This is a genomic window from Microbacterium sp. FW305-3-2-15-F-LB2, assembly GCF_058787255.1.
Genome location: NZ_JBYSZO010000001.1, coordinates 1,195,174 through 1,213,135 on the forward strand (window position 1 = coordinate 1,195,174; position 17,962 = coordinate 1,213,135).

Annotated in this window: 23 protein-coding genes and 1 tRNA gene; 9 read left to right on the top strand and 15 right to left on the bottom strand. The window is 68.6% G+C overall.

Going from position 1 to position 17,962, the window contains the following annotated elements:
- The first annotated feature begins 66 nt into the window (after nucleotides 1-66).
- Together AC3WLZ_RS05740 and AC3WLZ_RS05745 are read left to right on the top strand one after the other, a co-directional pair.
- Nucleotides 67-507, top strand: coding sequence for a DUF805 domain-containing protein (locus tag AC3WLZ_RS05740; RefSeq protein ID WP_492469395.1), 441 nt, complete (start codon nucleotides 67-69; stop codon nucleotides 505-507).
- 121 nt (nucleotides 508-628) lie between these two features.
- Nucleotides 629-1,531 (top strand): NUDIX domain-containing protein, encoded by a 903-nt coding sequence (locus AC3WLZ_RS05745; RefSeq protein WP_492469396.1) that lies wholly within the window; start codon nucleotides 629-631, stop codon nucleotides 1,529-1,531.
- 146 nt (nucleotides 1,532-1,677) lie between these two features.
- Here the strand turns inward: AC3WLZ_RS05745 and AC3WLZ_RS05750 are convergent, their stop codons facing one another.
- Nucleotides 1,678-2,061 (bottom strand): RNA-binding S4 domain-containing protein, encoded by a 384-nt coding sequence (locus AC3WLZ_RS05750; RefSeq protein WP_492469398.1) that lies wholly within the window; start codon nucleotides 2,059-2,061, stop codon nucleotides 1,678-1,680.
- 40 nt (nucleotides 2,062-2,101) lie between these two features.
- Nucleotides 2,102-2,680 (bottom strand): GNAT family N-acetyltransferase, encoded by a 579-nt coding sequence (locus tag AC3WLZ_RS05755; protein ID WP_492469399.1) that lies wholly within the window; start codon nucleotides 2,678-2,680, stop codon nucleotides 2,102-2,104.
- A 320-nt stretch (nucleotides 2,681-3,000) separates the two neighbouring features.
- On the opposite strand from AC3WLZ_RS05755, the gene AC3WLZ_RS05760 reads away from it, so the two are divergent.
- Both AC3WLZ_RS05760 and AC3WLZ_RS05765 read left to right on the top strand, forming a co-directional pair.
- Nucleotides 3,001-3,074, top strand: a tRNA-Pro gene (locus AC3WLZ_RS05760).
- A 106-nt stretch (nucleotides 3,075-3,180) separates the two neighbouring features.
- Entirely contained in the window at nucleotides 3,181-3,501 is a 321-nt protein-coding gene (locus AC3WLZ_RS05765; RefSeq protein WP_412924129.1) for a DUF1214 domain-containing protein, read from the top strand.
- 38 nt (nucleotides 3,502-3,539) lie between these two features.
- Here AC3WLZ_RS05765 and AC3WLZ_RS05770 read toward each other — a convergent pair whose 3' ends face one another.
- The 8 genes from AC3WLZ_RS05770 to AC3WLZ_RS05805 all read right to left on the bottom strand — a co-directional run bounded on the left by AC3WLZ_RS05770 (nucleotide 3,540) and on the right by AC3WLZ_RS05805 (nucleotide 10,077).
- Nucleotides 3,540-4,019, bottom strand: a complete 480-nt coding sequence (locus tag AC3WLZ_RS05770) for an SRPBCC domain-containing protein (protein WP_492469401.1) — start codon at nucleotides 4,017-4,019, stop codon at nucleotides 3,540-3,542.
- A gap of 64 nt (nucleotides 4,020-4,083) precedes the next feature.
- On the bottom strand, nucleotides 4,084-4,365 hold the full coding sequence (locus tag AC3WLZ_RS05775; protein WP_412924130.1) for a hypothetical protein: 282 nt from the start codon (nucleotides 4,363-4,365) through the stop codon (nucleotides 4,084-4,086).
- Nucleotides 4,366-4,686: 321 nt separating this feature from the next.
- Nucleotides 4,687-5,682 (bottom strand): aldo/keto reductase, encoded by a 996-nt coding sequence (locus AC3WLZ_RS05780; protein WP_492469403.1) that lies wholly within the window; start codon nucleotides 5,680-5,682, stop codon nucleotides 4,687-4,689.
- Nucleotides 5,679-6,440: an SDR family oxidoreductase gene (locus tag AC3WLZ_RS05785; RefSeq protein WP_492469404.1), complete on the bottom strand. Its 762-nt coding sequence runs from the start codon at nucleotides 6,438-6,440 to the stop codon at nucleotides 5,679-5,681. The genes AC3WLZ_RS05780 and AC3WLZ_RS05785 overlap by 4 nt, the downstream gene beginning before the upstream one ends.
- On the bottom strand, nucleotides 6,437-6,931 hold the full coding sequence (locus AC3WLZ_RS05790) for a hypothetical protein (RefSeq protein ID WP_412924133.1): 495 nt from the start codon (nucleotides 6,929-6,931) through the stop codon (nucleotides 6,437-6,439). Before AC3WLZ_RS05790 ends, AC3WLZ_RS05785 begins: the two co-directional genes overlap by 4 nt.
- The gene (locus AC3WLZ_RS05795; protein WP_412924134.1) at nucleotides 6,928-7,671 is read right to left on the bottom strand and encodes an SDR family oxidoreductase; all 744 of its coding nucleotides are present in this window, start codon (nucleotides 7,669-7,671) and stop codon (nucleotides 6,928-6,930) included. The genes AC3WLZ_RS05790 and AC3WLZ_RS05795 overlap by 4 nt, the downstream gene beginning before the upstream one ends.
- Nucleotides 7,672-7,739: 68 nt before the next feature.
- Entirely contained in the window at nucleotides 7,740-8,684 is a 945-nt protein-coding gene (gene sigJ, locus AC3WLZ_RS05800; RefSeq protein ID WP_492469405.1) for an RNA polymerase sigma factor SigJ, read from the bottom strand.
- Nucleotides 8,665-10,077, bottom strand: coding sequence for an NAD(P)/FAD-dependent oxidoreductase (locus AC3WLZ_RS05805; RefSeq protein WP_492469407.1), 1,413 nt, complete (start codon nucleotides 10,075-10,077; stop codon nucleotides 8,665-8,667). The genes sigJ and AC3WLZ_RS05805 overlap by 20 nt, the downstream gene beginning before the upstream one ends.
- Before the next feature lie 191 nt (nucleotides 10,078-10,268).
- On the opposite strand from AC3WLZ_RS05805, the gene AC3WLZ_RS05810 reads away from it, so the two are divergent.
- The 3 genes from AC3WLZ_RS05810 to AC3WLZ_RS05820 all read left to right on the top strand — a co-directional run bounded on the left by AC3WLZ_RS05810 (nucleotide 10,269) and on the right by AC3WLZ_RS05820 (nucleotide 13,704).
- On the top strand, nucleotides 10,269-10,973 hold the full coding sequence (locus tag AC3WLZ_RS05810; RefSeq protein WP_492469409.1) for an SDR family oxidoreductase: 705 nt from the start codon (nucleotides 10,269-10,271) through the stop codon (nucleotides 10,971-10,973).
- 608 nt (nucleotides 10,974-11,581) lie between these two features.
- Entirely contained in the window at nucleotides 11,582-13,306 is a 1,725-nt protein-coding gene (gene poxB / locus AC3WLZ_RS05815) for a ubiquinone-dependent pyruvate dehydrogenase (protein ID WP_492469411.1), read from the top strand.
- A gap of 38 nt (nucleotides 13,307-13,344) precedes the next feature.
- A complete protein-coding gene (locus AC3WLZ_RS05820) occupies nucleotides 13,345-13,704 on the top strand; it encodes a barstar family protein (RefSeq protein WP_492469413.1) in 360 nt (119 codons plus the stop codon).
- 42 nt (nucleotides 13,705-13,746) lie between these two features.
- Here AC3WLZ_RS05820 and AC3WLZ_RS05825 read toward each other — a convergent pair whose 3' ends face one another.
- Nucleotides 13,747-14,250, bottom strand: coding sequence for a MarR family winged helix-turn-helix transcriptional regulator (locus AC3WLZ_RS05825; RefSeq protein ID WP_492469414.1), 504 nt, complete (start codon nucleotides 14,248-14,250; stop codon nucleotides 13,747-13,749).
- A gap of 165 nt (nucleotides 14,251-14,415) precedes the next feature.
- On the opposite strand from AC3WLZ_RS05825, the gene AC3WLZ_RS05830 reads away from it, so the two are divergent.
- Both AC3WLZ_RS05830 and AC3WLZ_RS05835 read left to right on the top strand, forming a co-directional pair.
- On the top strand, nucleotides 14,416-15,249 hold the full coding sequence (locus tag AC3WLZ_RS05830) for a VOC family protein (RefSeq protein ID WP_492470945.1): 834 nt from the start codon (nucleotides 14,416-14,418) through the stop codon (nucleotides 15,247-15,249).
- Between the two features lie 133 nt (nucleotides 15,250-15,382).
- Complete coding sequence (locus tag AC3WLZ_RS05835) at nucleotides 15,383-15,640, top strand: nuclease (RefSeq protein WP_412924147.1); 258 nt, start codon at nucleotides 15,383-15,385, stop codon at nucleotides 15,638-15,640.
- Between the two features lie 19 nt (nucleotides 15,641-15,659).
- On the opposite strand, the gene AC3WLZ_RS05840 is transcribed toward AC3WLZ_RS05835, so the two are convergent.
- The 4 genes from AC3WLZ_RS05840 to AC3WLZ_RS05855 all read right to left on the bottom strand — a co-directional run bounded on the left by AC3WLZ_RS05840 (nucleotide 15,660) and on the right by AC3WLZ_RS05855 (nucleotide 17,830).
- A complete protein-coding gene (locus tag AC3WLZ_RS05840; RefSeq protein ID WP_492469416.1) occupies nucleotides 15,660-16,067 on the bottom strand; it encodes a four-helix bundle copper-binding protein in 408 nt (135 codons plus the stop codon).
- Nucleotides 16,068-16,158: 91 nt separating this feature from the next.
- Nucleotides 16,159-16,947 (bottom strand): dienelactone hydrolase family protein, encoded by a 789-nt coding sequence (locus tag AC3WLZ_RS05845; protein ID WP_492469418.1) that lies wholly within the window; start codon nucleotides 16,945-16,947, stop codon nucleotides 16,159-16,161.
- 45 nt (nucleotides 16,948-16,992) lie between these two features.
- A complete protein-coding gene (locus AC3WLZ_RS05850) occupies nucleotides 16,993-17,451 on the bottom strand; it encodes an acyl-CoA thioesterase (protein ID WP_492469420.1) in 459 nt (152 codons plus the stop codon).
- Between the two features lie 10 nt (nucleotides 17,452-17,461).
- Entirely contained in the window at nucleotides 17,462-17,830 is a 369-nt protein-coding gene (locus AC3WLZ_RS05855) for a DUF1622 domain-containing protein (protein WP_492469421.1), read from the bottom strand.
- Between the last annotated feature and the right edge of the window lie 132 nt (nucleotides 17,831-17,962).

Genomic DNA, 17,962 nt, shown 5'->3' on the forward strand with positions numbered 1-17,962 from the left:
CGCGTTCGGTGCCGATAGAGTCCGGTGCTGCGGGCAAAGGGTGCCCGCGAGAATGGGGAGATCATCGTGTCCAGTTCGCAGACCGCGCCGGCGCTGAGTCAGCCGTATTACGGGGCTCCGATCGGTGCCGCCGTGCAGCGGTTCTTCAAGAAGTACGCGACCTTCACGGGCCGAGCCAGCCGCAGTGAGTACTGGTGGTGGGTGCTCGTCATGGCGATCGTGGGTGCCGTGTTCTCGGTGCTCGCGCTGGCGACGAGCGGCCCGACCGTGAACGAGTTCGGAGAGCCCGTCGGCCCGTCCGGTCTCGGCCTCGTGTTCTACGTCATCTACGGCCTGTGGTCGCTGGCGACCATCGTGCCGTACCTGGCGCTCGTCGTCCGCCGCCTGCACGACACCAACCGCAGCGGCTTCTGGATCTTCATTGCCCTCGTGCCGTTCGTCGGTGGGATCATCCTGCTCGTCTTCATGCTCCTGGACTCCAACCCCCAGGGCGCGCGCTTCGACTGAGCGCCGTCGCGATGCGCCTCGATCCTTCGTGGGTCGAGGCGCATCGCCGTTCTCGGGGGCGTGCAGCGCGATGTGACGATCGTGGGCCGGGGAGTGCGCGGGCTGTGCCAGGCTGGGGAGGATGACGATCGAACCTCCGGCCCCGGGCGAACCGCGGCGTCCGCACGGGCCCCGCGACCCCGGCGACGCGTGGGTGGTGGCGCCCACGGGTGAGAAGTACTGGGGCCGATTCGGGGCGGCGGGCCTGCTCGCCATCGACGCGGAGCGCGGCGTCCTCCTACAGCATCGAGTTTCGTGGAGTCATTTCGGCGATACCTGGGCGCTGCCGGGTGGTGCGCGCCACGAGGGCGAATCCGCTCGCGACGGTGCCCTGCGCGAGTCGGCAGAAGAGGCGGGCGTGCCGGTGGATGCCGTGCAACCCCGCTTCGAGAGCGTTCTCGACCTCGGCATCTGGACGTACTCGACGCTCGTCGCCGATGTGACGACACCGTTCGAGCCTGTGATCAGCGACCCCGAGAGCGTGGCACTGGAGTGGGTGCCGATCGACGAGGTGGCATCCCGCCCGTTGCATCCGGGATTCGCGGCGGCGTGGCCCGCGCTGCGCGCTGCCCTGCCGGTGCGTCCGGCGGTGGTCGTCGACGTGGCGAACGTCGTGGGCTCGGTGCCCGACGGGTGGTGGAAGGATCGCGCCGGAGCCGCCGCACGCCTGCTCGCCCAGCTGTCGACGCTCTCCGTCGAGGGGATGGATGCCGAGCACCTCGGCCTCTCGGCCACGCGCTGGTTCCCGTTCGTTTCGGCGGTGCTCGAGGGCGATGCGCGTGCCGCGGACGGCGACGTCGAGCAGGTCGAGGTCGTCCGTGCCGCGGGTTCGGGTGACGATGAGATCGTCGAGGTCGCTCGTGCGCTCGTGGGTTCGCGGAACCCCGTCATCGTCGTGACCAGCGACCGGGGGCTCGCGGCACGCGTCGAGGAGCTTGGGGCGTCGGTGCGCGGGGTGCGCTGGCTGCGGGAGCAGCTGGGCTGAGGCCCGCGGCGGTGGCGGGGCGCGCGGCGGTGGTGGGGCGCGCGGCCGTGGTGCGGCGCGCGGCGGGTGGCTCAGCGATCTGCATTCGCTCAGTTGATCCGGGCGGTTCGGGCTGAGGTTGCGCGGATCGCTGAGCTTGCGCGGCCTCAGTCGAGGTCGCGGCCGCGCAGCTTCTCGATCTCGCGGCGGTCGCGCTTGGTGGGCCGCCCGGCGCCGCGGTCGCGGACCGGCACGAACGCGATGCTCTCGCGCGGCGGTGGCGGGGGAGTTCGGTCGTCGGCGGCTTCCGCGACGAGGGCGGCACCGACCCGTTTCGCGATGGTCTTCTTCACGACGAGGATGCGGTCGAACCCCTGGATCCGCACGCGCAGCTCGTCGCCGGGGCGCACGGGCTGAGCGGCCTTTGCGCGCTCGCCGTTGACGCGCACGTGACCCGCGCGGCACGCCGTGGTGGCGGCCGACCGGGTCTTGTACACGCGGATGGCCCACAGCCACGCGTCGACGCGCGCGGTGGGCGTGGCATCCGTCATCAAGGCTCCTTCGGGCGAACCTCCATCGTAGGTCGAGCGGTCAGTCGCGAAGGGTGAGGGAGACGAGGGCGCGGTCGGGCTTCGGGCGATCGACCACGGCGAAACCCGCGCCTTCGAACACCGACACCGTGCCGAGGTAGAGGTCGTTCACCGGGATCTTCGCGGCGGCGGGGTCGCGCGGATACCCCTCCACGACGCGGGCACCGCCGTCGCGGGCGGCCTCGACCGCGGCATCCAGGAGGTCGTGCATGAGACCGCTACCGCGATGCTGTTTGCGGACGACGAAGCACGTGACTGCCCAGACGCTGTCGTCGTCGAGCGGTTCCGTCGTGGAACCGGTGACGGCGCGCGTGCGCGCAAGTCGGGCTTGGGAGGTGCGCGGACCGACGCGCACCCACCCTGCGGGCTCGCCGTCGACGTAGGCGATGAGTCCCGGTGGGCGGTCGCCGGCGAGCTCGGCGCGGAACATCTCGGTGCGGTCGGCGACGGACGCCTCTTTCCACGGCCCGTTCGGCAGCAGCCACCACTGGCACTGGCATTCGGGCCCGTCTCCGCTGTCGAGCGCGCGCTCGGCGTCGTCGAAGCGGTCACCGGTCGCGGGGAGGATCTCGATGCTCATGCCGCGACGGTAGCGAGGGGGTCCGACACGGGCAAGGGATGCCGGGAGGGGTTGCGGTCCCGGTCGTCCTCGGGCGTTGCGGTCGTCGGTCGTGCCAAGATGCACGACCGAAGCTGCGGTGCTGCACTTCGCCGCGACCGAACCGCTCGCGTCACCGCACACACGCCCGGGTCGCCGCCGGTTCGCGGGGCACCCGCGGAACGGGTAAGATAATCGAGTTGCCCGCTCGCGGGCGACGGGATGTGGCGCAGCTTGGTAGCGCACTTGACTGGGGGACACATTGTCTTCGACGGTCGAGAACAGCCTAGAAAACTCAACAACGGGATGTGGCGCAGCTTGGTAGCGCACCTGACTGGGGGTCAGGGGGTCGCAGGTTCAAATCCTGTCATCCCGACAGAAAAAGCCTGATGGAACGGCATTTCCGAGTGTCCGATTTCCACTAGCGTACGTCGGACGTAGATCGATTTTGTGGTCCCGATTTGTGCTTCCTATGTTAAGGGATGTCGGACTTCACAGTGCCCGCGAACGTGCCGGTCTCGCAGTTCTGGTCGGTCACGATGTACGACGCAGGGACGCACGCCTTCATCCGTGGCAACGACAAGTACTCCGTCTCGTCGCAGACCCCGGGCCTGATCACGAACGACGAGGGCACCGTCGACATCCACTTCGCACCCCACGCGGCAGCGGGAGAGGAAGCCAACACCATCGAGACCGGGGACTCCACCGTCTTCGAGCTGATGTTCCGCTTCTACGGAGTCGGACAGGACGTCATGGCGAAACGCTGGGCACTCAGTGACGTCGTAAGAGTCGCCCGCCTTTGACCCCACGCGCACATCTGCGATGCGCTCAGCTCAAGCAGTCATGCCGATGTGTCGTTGCGCCGCAACAGCGTCTCGTAGTCGTTCCAGAAGTGCTCGAGTGATCGTGGATTGCCTTCTGCGTAGTGGGCGAGGAAGTCCAGATGCACGTGCCAACCTGCTGTGTAGGACACCGGGTCGTCGATGCCTTCGTGCTTCAGCATCACGGTCGTCGTCGTTCCGGCGGGTTCGAGGCCGATGCGGACGAGGCTCGGTGGCTCGTCCGGGAAGTCCCACATGGTCAGCAGTCGGGTGGGTCGCCACTGTGCGATCTCGTGGCGGGAGGGGACGGTGCCGTCGTGCCAGAGCCGGAATCGTGCTCCCGGCTGGAGCGGCGGACCCTTGTAGCGGCCGAGCCACGCCCCGAGTGCCGCGGGTTCTGTCAGGGCCCGCCAGACGGTTTCCTGATCAGCGGCAATCGTCTGTCGCAGGAGTACCGAGTGCGGTTGCCGGCTGATCTCGCCGACGCCATCTGAATCCATCACACGCCCTCGGTGCCAGCCGACCAGACGCTCATACCGGCACGGACGCATCCCGGGCGGTTGGTCACAGTACGGGGCCTCGGAGGGTATCGATGGGGCGCTCGTCCCATTCGACGAAGGGATCGTCGCCGACCTCGGCCATCAGCGCCGACCGGGCTGCCGCTGCGGAATCAGGGGAGTCCCAGACGGCGATGCCGACGAGCCGACCGCTGTCGTCATCGACGATCCCGGTCCACTCCAGTCCAGGCTGTTCGCGTGCGACGCGGCTGTACCGGGACATCGAGTCGATGACCGCCGAGCGATGCTCGGGTTTCGGCGAATGGACGGAGACAACCGCAAACGACATGCTCCATTCGACCACCGTTCGCAACTCAGGTCGACCCCGATGACAGAACCGACCGGTGACCTCGCTCAGAGCAGCGGGGGCGCAACCTCACGACAGCAAAGACCGGCGGTTGGAGCCAACTGTCGCTATCGACATAACGTTCACTATCAGTCGTGCGGTGGTGCGCCGCCAACGGGGGAGTGGACTGATTCTGCGTCGCGGTCACGGATAGTTCTTGCCGATCCTCCCGATCGAATCCGGCTCACACAGAGAGTGAGAGTCCCGGAACAGAAATGAGGGCGCCGGGCGCCTGGCAGTCGTTGTCGAGGCGCATCGTCTGGGTCAGCGGTCGACGCCCACTTCGTGATGCACGTAGTCGCGGGTACCGACGATCTCGTCGTCGGGCAGGGCCGCGGTGAGCCGGGCGAGGTCGTCCGCGTCGAGGCGGATGCGCGCAGCCGCGGTGTTCTCGTCGAGACGGCCTCGCCGGCGGGTGCCGGGGATGGGCACTACGCCTTGGGCGATCAACCAGGCGAGAGCGATCTGCGCGGCGGTCACGCCCTTCTCCGCGGCGATCGTGTGGACGCGATCGACCAGGGCGAGGTTCGCAACGATCGCCTCGGGCTGGAACCGTGGGAGACCGAGCCGCGCGTCGTCGGGGTCGAGGTCGGCGACCGAGCGTATGCCGCCGGTGAGGAAGCCCCGTCCGAGCGGCGAGAACGCTACGAAACCGATGCCGAGCTCGTCGACGGTGGCCTTCTCGTCGTTGTGCAGCACGTCGCGCGTGAACAGCGAGAACTCCGACTGCACGGCGGCGAGCGGATGCACGGCGTGCGCCCGCCTTATGGTCGCCGCCGAGGCCTCCGACAGTCCGATGTGCCGCACCTTTCCCTCGGAGACGAGCTCTGACATAGCGCCGACGCTCTCCTCGATCGGTACCTGCGGGTCGACGCGGTGGAGGTAGTAGAGGTCGATCACGTCGGTGCCGAGGTGGCGGAGTGATCGCTCGGCGGCTTTCCGGATGTAGGCCGGGGTGCCGTTGCGGCCATGGATCGTGCCGTCGTCGTCGGTCTCCGCCGAGGCCTTCGTGGCGAGCACGACCTCGTCGCGGCGGTCGCCGAGCGCGCGGGCGATGAGCTTCTCGTTCTCGAACGGCCCGTAGGCCTCAGCGGTGTCGATGAAGGTGACCCCGGTGTCGACGGCGTGGTGCAGAGTGGCGATCGACTCGCGCTCGTCGCTCGAGCCGTAGTACGCGCTCATGCCCATGGCACCGAGCCCGATGGCCGACACGGTCAGGCCGTCGCCGAGCGGTGTGGTGGGGAGGGCGGAGGAGGTCATGCGGGGTCCTCTCGTGTGCTGATCTCAGCGATCCAGTCGCTGAACGTCTGTGTGCCGAGCATGGCTCCGGGGCCGGCGGTCACGGTGCCGTCGCGGAGGGCTCGACCGAAGCCTCCGGGGAGGGGAACCTCCCAGATCGGCCCCCTGCCGCCGACCGCTCGGGCGTAGGAGCGCACCATGTCGGCCATGCGCAGCACTTCCGGCCCGGCGAGGTCGGCGGGGCGACCGGACGGCCCGTGTTCGGCGAGTTCGACAAGGTGCCGGCCGACTTCGCGGGCGGCGACGGGTTGCGAGATCATCGTCGGCACGAGTGAGACCGGGCCGAGCGTGATCTGCTTGTAAATCTGCGCGGCGAACTCGTGGAACTGGGCGGCGCGGAGGATCGTCCACGGGATGCTGCCGGTCGACACCAGTTGTTCCTGCACCGCCTTGCCGGCGTAGTAACCGAAGGGTGCCCGGTCGCTGCCCACGATCGACAGCGAGAGGTGATGGCCCACACCGGCCACCCGTTCCGCCTCGAGAAGATGATGGGTGACGGCTCCGAAGAATTTCTCGGACACTGTGCCCGACTGGGTCGAGATGGAGGTGACGTCGATCACCGCCTCCGTGCCTCGCAGCGCTTCGACGAGCCCGGTTCCGGCGGCGAGGTCGGTCCCGGTCGCCCGGGACAGGATCGTCACCTCATGATCCTGCAGCCGGGCCGCGTCGACGACGTAGCGCCCTACGGTTCCGGTTCCTCCCGCGACGGCGATTCTCATGACCGTGTTCCTCTCGCGGGCTTCCGGGTGCTGCGACGGGGTGGGACGGCGATCCCGATTCCGAGGAGCGCGGCGACGGCGAGCACGATGACCTGGGCAATGCCATCGGCCGGCGCCATGTGATCAAGGTGGGTGACGTGGTAGGCGAAATGGAGCACGCCGAAGGTGGCCCAGGCGATGCCGAGCACTCGGTAGACCACCTGCGACCGCCAGATGAGGGCAGTCACGCTCGCTGCCCCGAGCGCGAGGTACTGCGCTCCGTGATCCCGGATGAGGTGCTCGTTGTACGGGCCGTCCTGCGAAATCCACTCGCCGAGGAAGGAGGGGAAGTGGTCGTAGAACTCGCGAGGCAGGACGTACGCCCACACCCCGACGACGGCGGCGATCACGATCGTGCCGATCAGTGCTGCGAGCTGGAGGCGGCCGACGCGGTCGCGGCTAGGGCGGTCGCGGGTCGGGCGGTCGGTGGGCGCCGGCGCCGTCGACGTCACTCGGCCACCGCCGGCACGGCGACCGGATACGGGCGGGATCCCGTGCGGTGGTCGCCGAGGGGCACGAGCGAGTCGGCCGCGTCGGCACCGAGCGCGGTTCCTTCCACGGTGACGACCTCGCGCGTGTCGGAGCGGGCGACGAGGGTGGCGCGCAGAAGGTCGTCGAGTCGGTAGCGCTCCGCGCCGGCGATGGCGACGACGTCCTCGAGAGGATCGCTCGTGGCGACCTCGGCGAGGAGGTCGACGACGTCCTCGACGGCCACGGGCTGCAGCAGCATTCCGGGTGCGTGTACCGAGCCGTCGACGGTGAGCCAGTCGGCGATGGTGGGCACGAAGTCGAAGAACTGGGTGGCGCGCACGATCGAGTAGGGCACGTCGGCGTCGCGGAGGGCGTCCTCCTGGGCCACCTTGCCGACGTAGTAGCCGTTCGCTCGCGCGCGATCGACCCCGACGATCGACAGCAGCACGTGGTGGCCGACGCCCGTGGACTGCTCCGCCGCGAGCATCCGCTCAGTGGTTCCCCTGAAGAACGCCGTAGCGGCCGCCGCATCCATCTCGGCCGTGTTGAGCACGTCCACGACGACATCCGCGCCCGACATCGCCTCGCCGAGGCCTTCTCCGGTGACCACATCGACACCGTTCTGCCGAGCGCCGATCCGCACGGTGTGCCCGAGTTCTCGCAATCGCGCGCCGAGGCGACTTCCGACGTATCCGTTGCCGCCGACGATGAGGATCTCCATGACTGTCCCTTCCCTACCCGGTTCGTGCCGGTCACAGGGATGACGACGCAAGGCCGCCGAGTGTGAGGTCAGTGCGGTGGGATCCAAGCGGTGAGCTTCTGCGGGTTGACCTGCAGCCAGACGTCGGTGACGCGCCCGCCGTGCACGTTGACGTTCACCACCGCGCGCACCTCGCCGCCGTCCAGGGCGGTGAAGGCGACGCCGTCGCCGGTGCGGTGCTGCTCGAGCGTGAGGGTGGGACTCTTGCGGAACAGTCCCAGCAGGAACCTCGCCACGTTCGAGACGCCGAGCACGGGCCGGCGGGCGGCGCTCACCACGCCGCCGCCGTCGGAGCGCAGAGTGACCGACGGATCCAGCAGCGCCGTCAGGCCCGCCAGGTCGCCGTTGGCGCAGGCGGCGGCGAAGGCGAGGGCGACGTCGTCGTGCTCGCGGGTGCTGCCGGGGTGGGCGTTGTGGTCGCGGACGCGCCGTCGAGCCGAGGTGGCGAGCTGGCGCACCGCGGCGGGCGAGCGCCCGACGATGGTGGCGATCTCGTCGAAGGGCACCGCGAACACGTCATGTAGCACGAACGCGACCCGCTCGGCCGGCGTCATGCTCTCCATCACGATCAGCAACGCGGAGCTGACTTCGTCGTCGAGGGTGACGCGGTCGAGGGGATCCTCCGAGGCGGGCCCAGACGCGGTGATCGCGGTTCCGGCGAACAGGTCGGCGGGCACGGGTTCGGGGAGCCAGGGGCCGACATACCGTTCACGGCGGGCACGGGCCGAGCCCAGGGCGTCGAGGCAGACGCGGCTCATCACGCGGGTCAGCCAGCCTTGCGGGTTCCGGATGGCGTCGCGTTCGGCATCGGTCATGCGGTACCAGCGCACGTAGGTCTCCTGCACGGCGTCCTCGGCGTCGGCGAGGGTGCCGAGCATCCGATACCCGATCGCGAGCAGGCGGCGCCGTTCGTCAAGAACCGTCGGAGGCACCCCGTCATCGACGCGGCCGTCGTTACGCACGCTGTCGCCCACCCCTCACCTCATCCCCACCCATCTCAGCTTGCCCGACGTCGCCTCTGCGGGACGAGCTTTCGCCGCGTCGGATCGGCGCGTCCGGCACGCCGCCGCTCACGAAGGCCCGGCGCGGTTCGGTGATCGATCCAAGCGAGGCGATGTCGCGACCCCCGATGAGGGCGCCGAGCCAGATCAGCAGCACCCGGATCTTGCGCTCCCACGTCGGCACTGCGAGAACGTGGTAGCCGCGATGCATCACCCACCCGGCGAATCCTCTGATCACGATCCTCTTGTACTGGAAGATACCCCGCCCGAGACCCAGCGTGGCGACGACACCGAGGGTGTGGTGCACGTAGTTTTCGGGCTCGCCGCCCCGCAGCACCGCGACGAGGTTCTTCGCCAGGCGCTTGCCCTGCCGCACCGCGTGCTGCGCATTCGGCACGGTCAGCGCTCCGGGCTTCGAGGAGGCTAGGTCAGGCACCGCGGCGTCGTCGCCGGCCGCCCAGGCGTCCGGCACGATGCCGTCGCCGCCCTCCACCCGCAGGTCGGCCCGCACCCTCACATAGCCGCGAGCGGTCAGCGGCAGATCGGTGTGGCTCGTCACGACCGGGTTCGCCGCGTTCCCCGCCACCCAGACGATCAGCCCCGAGTCGTACTCCTCACCGGAGGAGAGCACGACGTGGCCGTCCACGGCCGAGAGCAGCTGAGCATCCAGGTGCACGTGCCCGCCCCGTGAGCGCAGGTGATCGACGACCCACCGCCCGGGGGTTTCGCTCACCTCGGGCAGGATGCGGTGGGTTGCCTCGATGAGGTGGAAGGAGACGTCGTCTTCGCTCAGCTCCGGGTAGGACGCCAGCAGAGCGTGGGCGAGCGACAGCGTCTCCCCGAAACCCTCGACGCCGGAGAAGCCGCCTCCGACGAAAGTGACCGTGAGCAGCTTCCTCCGCTCGGGCCCAGGAGGTAGCACCGAGGCCCGGTCGAAGGCGGTGAGGATGTGGTCGCGGATCGCGACGGCCTCCTCGACCTGCTTCATCCCGATCGCCTCCTCCAGCAGTCCGGGGATGGGGAACGTCCTCGTGACCGCGCCCGCGGTCACCACCACGATGTCGTAGGGCACGTCGAAGGGCTCACCGTCCTGAGCGGCCACGGTCACCCGCCGGGCGGCGTGATCGATGCGCGTCACGGCTCCGGCGATCAGGCGGGTCCGCCGCAGATGACGGCGGAACGAGATCACCACGTGCCGCGCCTCCACCGACCCGGCCGCGACCTCCGGCAGGAACGGCTGGTACGTCATCGCCGGACGAGGATCGATGACGGTGACCCTCGCCTCGCCCCGCCCCAGCTTCTTCTCGAGCTTCCACGCCGTGTAGAAACCGGCGTACCCGCCACCCACGATCACGATGTCCTTCACGATCCGCCCCTCATCCGTCTTCCTGTTCCTTCACAGAGATGACGACGCAGATATCTCGGATGTGAGGTCGGCAGGAGCATCCGTCCTCACATCTTCGACGTCTGAATCGTCAATCTGCTGACGGTGATGATTGCCGTCCGGAAGGAGCAAGGACAGTCATGAAGGTGCTGATCGCGGGTGGACGAGGACGAGTGGGCTCGAAGGTCGCTGACCTCCTCGAGTCCAACGGGGTAGAGGTCGTCTCGGGTGGGCTCGATGATGGAGTGGACTACCTCGAGGGCGCCGGGGTTCCGGAGGCGCTCCAGGGAGTCCACACCATCATCAACGTTCTCAACACGAGAAGCTTCGACAAGGATGCAGCTGTGGCGTTCTTCGAGGGCACGACCCGCACCCTGAGTGCGGAGGGTGCACGGGCGGGCGTCGAGCACCACATCCTCCTCTCCATCGTGGGGGTCGGTCAGGGCGATGCGTCCGACGTCGGCTACTACTTCGGGAAGGTTGCGCAGGAGAAGGCGGTCAAGGAAGGGCCGTTGCCGTACACCATCGTTCGGTCAACCCAATTCCACGCGTACATCCCGGTTCTCGCTGACCAGCACGCGGTCGACGGTGAGGTGCGAGCACCACGAGAGCTCATCCAACCAGTCGCTCTCGACGAACTCGTGTCTCTCTTGGCTGAGGTGGCGCTTGCGCGGGCTCCGTTAGGGGAATTGGAGGTCGCTGGGCCGGAGCGGTACTACATGGACGACCTGCTGCGCGGCACCCTCGCCGCATCAGGCGACGCTCGGGAAGTCGTCACAGTCCCGAGTCATGGTCCTGTCGACGTGATGGTTCCTCGTGGCGAGTATCGGATGGGTCACGAGCTCTATCCCGTACGTGGCATTCCATTGGCGGACTGAGAAGACGAGCCGACGGCGGCTTGTGGGAAGACGGTCCGGTCCGGGCGCCGCCCATCTAGACCATGCGGCTAATTCCAGGCAGCAGCCTGTAAGCGCAGATGCGCTGATCTGGTTGATCCTCTGGGCCCGTGGCTTACGACGGGGGGCGAGTGGGTAAGCCCTGCTGGTAGCGAGCAATATTCGATCTCGTGGTAATCGCTGTGGGACGATGGCGCAATGTCAGAGTCTGTCTGGGTCAAGGGGTCGCAGGTTCAAATCCTGTCATCCCGACACGAATGACGAAGGGTCCGCCTGATGGCGGGCCCTTCGTCGTTGCCGCGAGGGGGCGGTCGGTCAGCCCTGCGTTCACGTATGGATACCTGTCACGGACGCAGATCTGTCACGTTGCGACCGCCTCGCCTCGATGCGTTCCTTTGTTGTTTCCCACGCATGACGACAGGAGACGGGACCCCGCGTCGTCGCGTCCCACGCTCCGCCCCCATCCGTGATCGACCGACCATGGCCCCCGGAGGGCCAACCCGCGGCCCGCGGGGCAGGCGTAGCGTGAGTCGCGGGAGGCATCACCGACACGACCGAACGCCTCCGCACCCTCGCCGAAAGGAACACCCGTGACCACCGTCGCCGAGAACATCGTCGCCCTTCTTCGCCGTCAGAACGTCGCTCGCGTTTACGGTCTCCCCGGAGATTCGCTGAACGGCTTCACGGATGCCATCCGCCGAGACGGCGTGATCCAGTGGGCGCACGTGCGGCACGAGGAGGGGGCGGCTTTCGCCGCGGCGGCCGAGGCGGAGCTGACCGGCGAGTTGGCGGTCTGCGCGGGCAGCTGCGGCCCCGGGAACCTCCACCTCATCAACGGTCTCTACGACGCCAACCGCTCGCGAGTGCCTGTGCTGGCTATCGCTGCGCACATCCCGACGGCCGAGATCGGCACGAACTACTTCCAGGAGACGCATCCGCAGGAGCTCTTCCGCGAGTGCTCGGTCTACGTCGAGTACGTCGCCGATCCGGTGCAGATGCCGCGGCTGCTGGAGATCGCGATGCGCGAGGCGATCGAGAAGCGGGGCGTCGCCGTGCTGGTCATCCCGGGCGACGTGCTCCTGGCCAAGGCGAAGAACGAGCGCGTCGTCGCGATCGAGCGCGCGACCCCTCGCATCCTTCCCTCCGATGACGAGCTGCGACGCACGGCCGACGTCCTCAACGCCGCCGAGAAGGTCACCATCCTCGCGGGGGCGGGCGTGGCCGGCGCGCACGACGAGGTCGTCGAGCTGGCGGCGCGCCTCCAGGCACCCGTCGTGCACGCGCTGCGCGGCAAGGAGCACATCGAGTGGGAGAACCCCTACGACGTGGGGATGACGGGACTGCTCGGTTTCTCGTCGGGCTACCGCGCCATGGAAGACGCCGACGTGGTGCTCATGCTCGGCACCGACTTCCCGTACCCGCAGTTCTATCCGCAGCACGCCACCCACATCCAGGTCGACATCCGGGGCGCGCAGCTCGGACGACGGCATCCGGTCGACATCGGTCTGGTCGGCACGGTCCGAGACACGTTGCAGGCACTGCTACCGCTGCTCACGGAAGGGAAGCCGACGCGGCACGCCGACGAGGCGCGCGAGCACTACCGCAAGACGCGCGCGAAGCTCGACGACCTCGCGGTTCCCGCGGGGCGCGGCAAGCCGCTGCACCCGCAGTTCGTGGCGCGGACGCTCGACCGGCTCGCCGCCGACGATGCCGTCTTCATCCCCGACGTCGGGTCGCCGGTCGTCTGGGCCGCGCGCTATCTCACGATGACCCGGGAGCGCCGACTGATCGGGTCGTTCTCGCACGGCACGATGGCCAACGCCGTCTCGCACGCGATCGGCGCGCAGGAGGCGTTCCCCGACCGGCAGGTCGTCGCGCTGGCCGGCGACGGAGGGCTGGCGATGCTGCTCGGCGAGCTCATCACGATCGTGCAGAACGAGCTGCCGGTGAAGGTCGTGGTGTTCGACAACTCGTCGCTGAACTTCGTCGAGCTCGAGATGAAGGCCGCGGGCTTCGTCACCTTCGGCACCGACCTGAAGAACCCCGACTTCGCCGCCGTCGCCGAGGCGATCGGGCTGAAGGGCTTCCGGGTCGACGAGTCCGACGACCTCGAGGCGGCCCTGGGCGCGGCCCTGGCCCACGACGGCCCCGCCCTCGTCTCGGTGAAGACCGCGCGCCAGGAACTGTCGATGCCCCCGTCGGTGACGCTCGAGCAGGCCAAGGGATTCACGCTGTACGCGATCCGCACGGTGCTCTCGGGGAGAGGCGACGAACTGATCGACCTTGCCGCGACGAACTTCCGGCAGCTGTTCTGAGCGCCGGCAAGCGGTCGCTCCGCATCGAGGGGGCACGTGTGCACGGCATACCTTCTCTGTACCGCGAGCTCAACCGCGTGTTCATGCCCGACGAGGAGTGGACGCTCGGCGAGAGTCTGGATGCGCTCGACGACGTGCTGTACGGCGGGTTCGGGGTGCTCGAGGGTGCCGAACCCGTGCGGGTGGTGTGGGCCGATCACGCCGTGTCACGTGCAGCGCTCGGCGTCGAGACGACCCGCGAGTACTACCGCGCCAAGCTCGCCCGCCCCGATGTGTACGCGTCGGCGCCGGCGCAGCGCGCGATCGACGCGCTCGACGCCGGCGTCGGCGAGACGTACTTCGATCTGGTGCGACGGGTGTTCGCCGACCACGAGAACATCGAGCTGGTGCTGGCCTGAGGAGCGAAAGCGCTGCGCCGCGGTTCGACGCAGTGGCGGGTCCTACCCCGAGGAGACGTTCCCCGGCTCCGTCTGATCGTCATCGGGGAAGTGGTCGAGCCGTCCGCGGATGATCGCGGTGATCTCGGCGAGCGCGTCGAGCTGCGCCGGGCTGAGCGCGTCGACGACGAGACGCCGCGCTGTCTCGATGTGCCCGGGGGTGGCGTGGATGAGCGCTCGACGGCCCTCACCGGTGAGCTGGACGTTGGTCGCGCGCCGGTCTTCCACGCCGGGCGAGCGGTCGACGAGGCCGCGCTTCTGCAACCGGGAGCAGACGTGCGAGAGGCGGGGCAGGGTGGATGCCGTCGCCTCGGCGAGCGCGGTCATCCGAAGGGTGCTCTCGGGGGCGAACCGCAGCGCGGTCAGCACGGAGAACTCGAAGTGCGTCATTCGCGAGTCGCGTTGCAACTGCGCGTCGAGTGCGGCGGGGAGAAGCTGGCTCACGGTGACCAAGCCGACCCACGCGGCCGACTCTTGCGCGTTCATGCGGGGTGCCTGGAATACCACGCGACCATCCTAGGTTGGTTGTAGCGACAACTAATGAATCGGGTTGTCGCGCCGCACGAGATAGAGGAGCTCATCGTGGATCACGTACCGGCAAGGGACGCGGCAGCGCCCGCATGGACGGCACCCGCCGTACCCACCGCGGGGGCCGCGCCGGACGGCACCCGTATGGATACGGTCGAGCTGCTCGTGAGCGACCTTGACGCGATGACCGAGTTCTACCGGCGGGCGGTGACGCTCGACGTCCTCGATCAGGCCGGCCCCACCGCGACGCTCGGGCGGGGAGGCGTCGCGTCGATCGTGCTCCGCCAGGAGAAGGACCTCCCCGGTCGCGACGGTCGTGGCGCCGGCCTCTATCACACCGCGATCGTGTTCCAGGATCAGGCCCGGCTCGCCGCCGCCCTGGCATCCATGGCCCAGCATGCTGGGCGGCTGTACGAGGGATCCGCCGACCATCTCGTCAGTGAGGCGTTCTACTTCCGCGACCCCGAGGGCAACGGCCTCGAGCTCTACCGCGACCGGCCCCGCGACCAGTGGACGATCCACCCCGACGGCACGGTGCAGATGGCGTCGGAGGCGCTCGACCCGAACCAGTTCCTCCAGCGCTGGTACGACCCGGAGATCGTAGAAAACGGGACGGATGCCACGGCCGCCATCGGGCACGTCCACCTCCAGGTCGGCGACATCCCCACCGCTCGCCGCTTCTACGAGGGCATCCTCGGGTTCGACGTGACCGCGGACCTGGGTTCGGCCCTGTTCCTCTCCGCGGGCGGATACCACCACCACCTCGGAATGAACACCTGGCACAGCGCCGGTGCGGGGCCGCGCGCCGCGACCCTCGGGCTCGGCGACGTGCGCATCCTCGTGCCCTCGCGCGACGACGTGGAGGGTTTTGCTGCGCGTCTGCGCGACCACGGCATCGCCGCGTCCGACGACGGTCGCACCCTGCGTCTCTCCGACCCGTGGGGGACGCGGCTGGCGATCACGCCCGAGCGAGGCTGAGTCGAGGAAGCGAGTATCGCAGTCGTGGATCGACCGCGCGGTCCCGGTGTTACGCCGCGCTACGCCGCCCCGCGCCTGCTCTCGAGGCATCCCGTAGTTTCGTTTCACCGCAACCCCGAAGGCAGGTGAAGCCATGTCCCGCACGATCTCGTCGACAGTCCACCCGATCCAGCGCTGCATGGCGGCAGCCAACTCGTCCGCGTGGTGGGATGGCATCCTCGTGGAGGTCGACGGCGGCGAGGTCACCGTGGCGCTGTTCACCGGTGCGACGATGCGACTGCGCGTGGTCGGCCCGGTCGTGGACTTCACGCCCAACGAGCCGGTTGCCTACCACCCGGTCGCAGAACTCCTGAGCGCGTCGGCCGTCCTCACGACCGCGCGCGTCGCGTAAGCGCCGAAGCGGAGACGCCTCAGGCGGACATCGAGGCCATCATGGCCTCGCACTTCATGACCATGTCGTCGCACGCCATGGCGCAGTAGCGGCACATCTCGTCCATGTCGGCGTGCATGCGGCACTCCTCGGCGCACGCCTTTCCCATGGTCATGCAGGCCATCATCATGGCCTTCATCACGTCCATGTCCATGCCCGCGGGGCGCATCATCATGTGCATCGTGGCCTGAGCCATCTCGACCATGTTCGAGCACATGGCGCAGCACTTCGCCATCTCGGCGCCCTGCATCATGTCGCTGCCGGCGCACATCGCGGCCGCCATCGCGCAGGCGTTGAGGGACTGCAGGCATTCCTGCATGGCATCCATGTCCATGGTCATCTCGCCCATCGGCATGGACTTCATCATCATCGTGGTGTCCATCTGCATCTCCCGTGTCTCGCGGTGAAGGGATCGGTCGGCGCGGAGGAGCGCTCGTGTGACGAAATGTTACGCCTCCGCAGCGACGACCCACAGGACTTCAGCTCATCAGCCGCTCGCGGAGAAACTCGACGACCCGTTCGTTCGCGCGATGGGTCGGGTGACCCGGCGTCGTGGCCGAGGCATCCGTGAGGACGGAGTGCGCGTTCGCCGGGATGCCATCGGGGTTGCCCGGAGACGAGTCGATCTCGAACGCCCGCCATCCCTCGCCGAGCAGCCGCTCGAACGCCGCGAAACGCTCCTCCGGCACGCTCCGGTCGTGCGTGAATCGCAAGCCGAGCGCGCACAGCCCGTCCCCGGCGCGACGGCGGACCGCCGACTCTTCGGCCGGGCTGAGGCCGGTGGCGGATCGCCCGGCCCCGATCGCCGGCGGCAGCGCGGGCTGGGAGACGACGGGCGCGAGCACGCTGTCATCGGCGGCCGTCGCCAACGCGAACCCGCCGGAGAAGCACATTCCGATGACGCCGACGCCGGGCCCGCCACGGTCAGCGTGCACGTCGCGGGCGAGGGCGCGAAGGAATCCGGTGATCGGGCGGTCGGCGCCGCGGGCGAATGCCGCGAACTCGCGCGACACGCACATGCGCAGCGCCGAACCGGCGATGTATCCACCGCTCGCGGGTCGCCCCGGCGTTCCGATGATCGAGGGGAGAGCGACATGGAAGCCCGCGGCGACCAGTCGTTCGCCGAGTGCGATCACCTCGGGTGTCGCACCGGGGATCTCGGGAACGAGGATGACTCCGGGACCGTCTCCGGAACGGTACACGTCATGGGTGATGCCGTCGTAGGAGAACGGCGAGACGCTCCAGCCAGCCAAAAGCTCCGTGCTCACGGGCTCAGTGAATCACAGTCGCACACCGCGACGGCGGCCGGCGGACTACTCGATCCGGATGCTCCCGGTCGCGGGGTGCTCGTGCGGCATCCGGTCGCGGTCGTACGTGATGGCGGTGTACCCGTGCGGCTTCGGCTTGCCGTCCTCGTCGACGCTGACGAAGACGATCCGCTCGATCGTGAGGATCCGTTTGCGCGTGATCATGTTCCGCACGATGGCGCGCATTTCGAGCGAGGTCCGTCCGAAGCGCGTCGCGGTCAGCCCCATCTCGATCAGGTCTCCCTGAAGGGCGGATGCCTCGAAGTTGATCTCCGAAATGAGCTTGGTGACCACGCGGTAGTTTCCGAGCTGGATGATCGCGTAGATCGCTGCTTCCTCGTCGATCCATCGCAGCAGACTGCCCCCGAAGAGGGTGCCGTTCGCGTTGAGGTCCTCGGGCTTGACCCACTTACGGGTGTGGAAGTTGATGCCGTCGTCCGAGGGATGCCACTGCGATGCCGTCACACGGGCCACGCTACTCCGGGGTGCTGCTCGTCGGACTGGCGACGGCCGCCTTCTGCCAGGGCCAGCGGCCGGTGATCTCGAGCTCGAGCGACCAGCTGAGGAACGTCCGGATGAGGACGATCGCCGCCAGCACCCCGACGCTCGCGAGCGTCGGGGTGACGGCGACGGTGCGGATGATGTCCGCGGCGACCAGCAGCTCCAGGCCGAGGAGGATGGAGCGCCCGAGGAACCGGCGGAAGCGGCTGTAGACATCGGGTTCGCGTCTGAGGGTCCGTTGCCCAGCGAGCACGACCGCGGCGACGACCCCGATCACGATCGCGGCGACGCCCACGGCATCCAGGGACTTGCCGATGCCTTCGATGATCTCCGAGAACTCCATAAGGCAGTTCTAGCCGGGGTCCGTCGTCGCGGCGAGCGTGAACGACGCGATCACCGCTCGGACGATGTCGTCGGCCGGTGCCTATCGGAAAGTGCTCCGTCCGCGGGAGGAGAGTCGGAGCGCGCTGTCGCG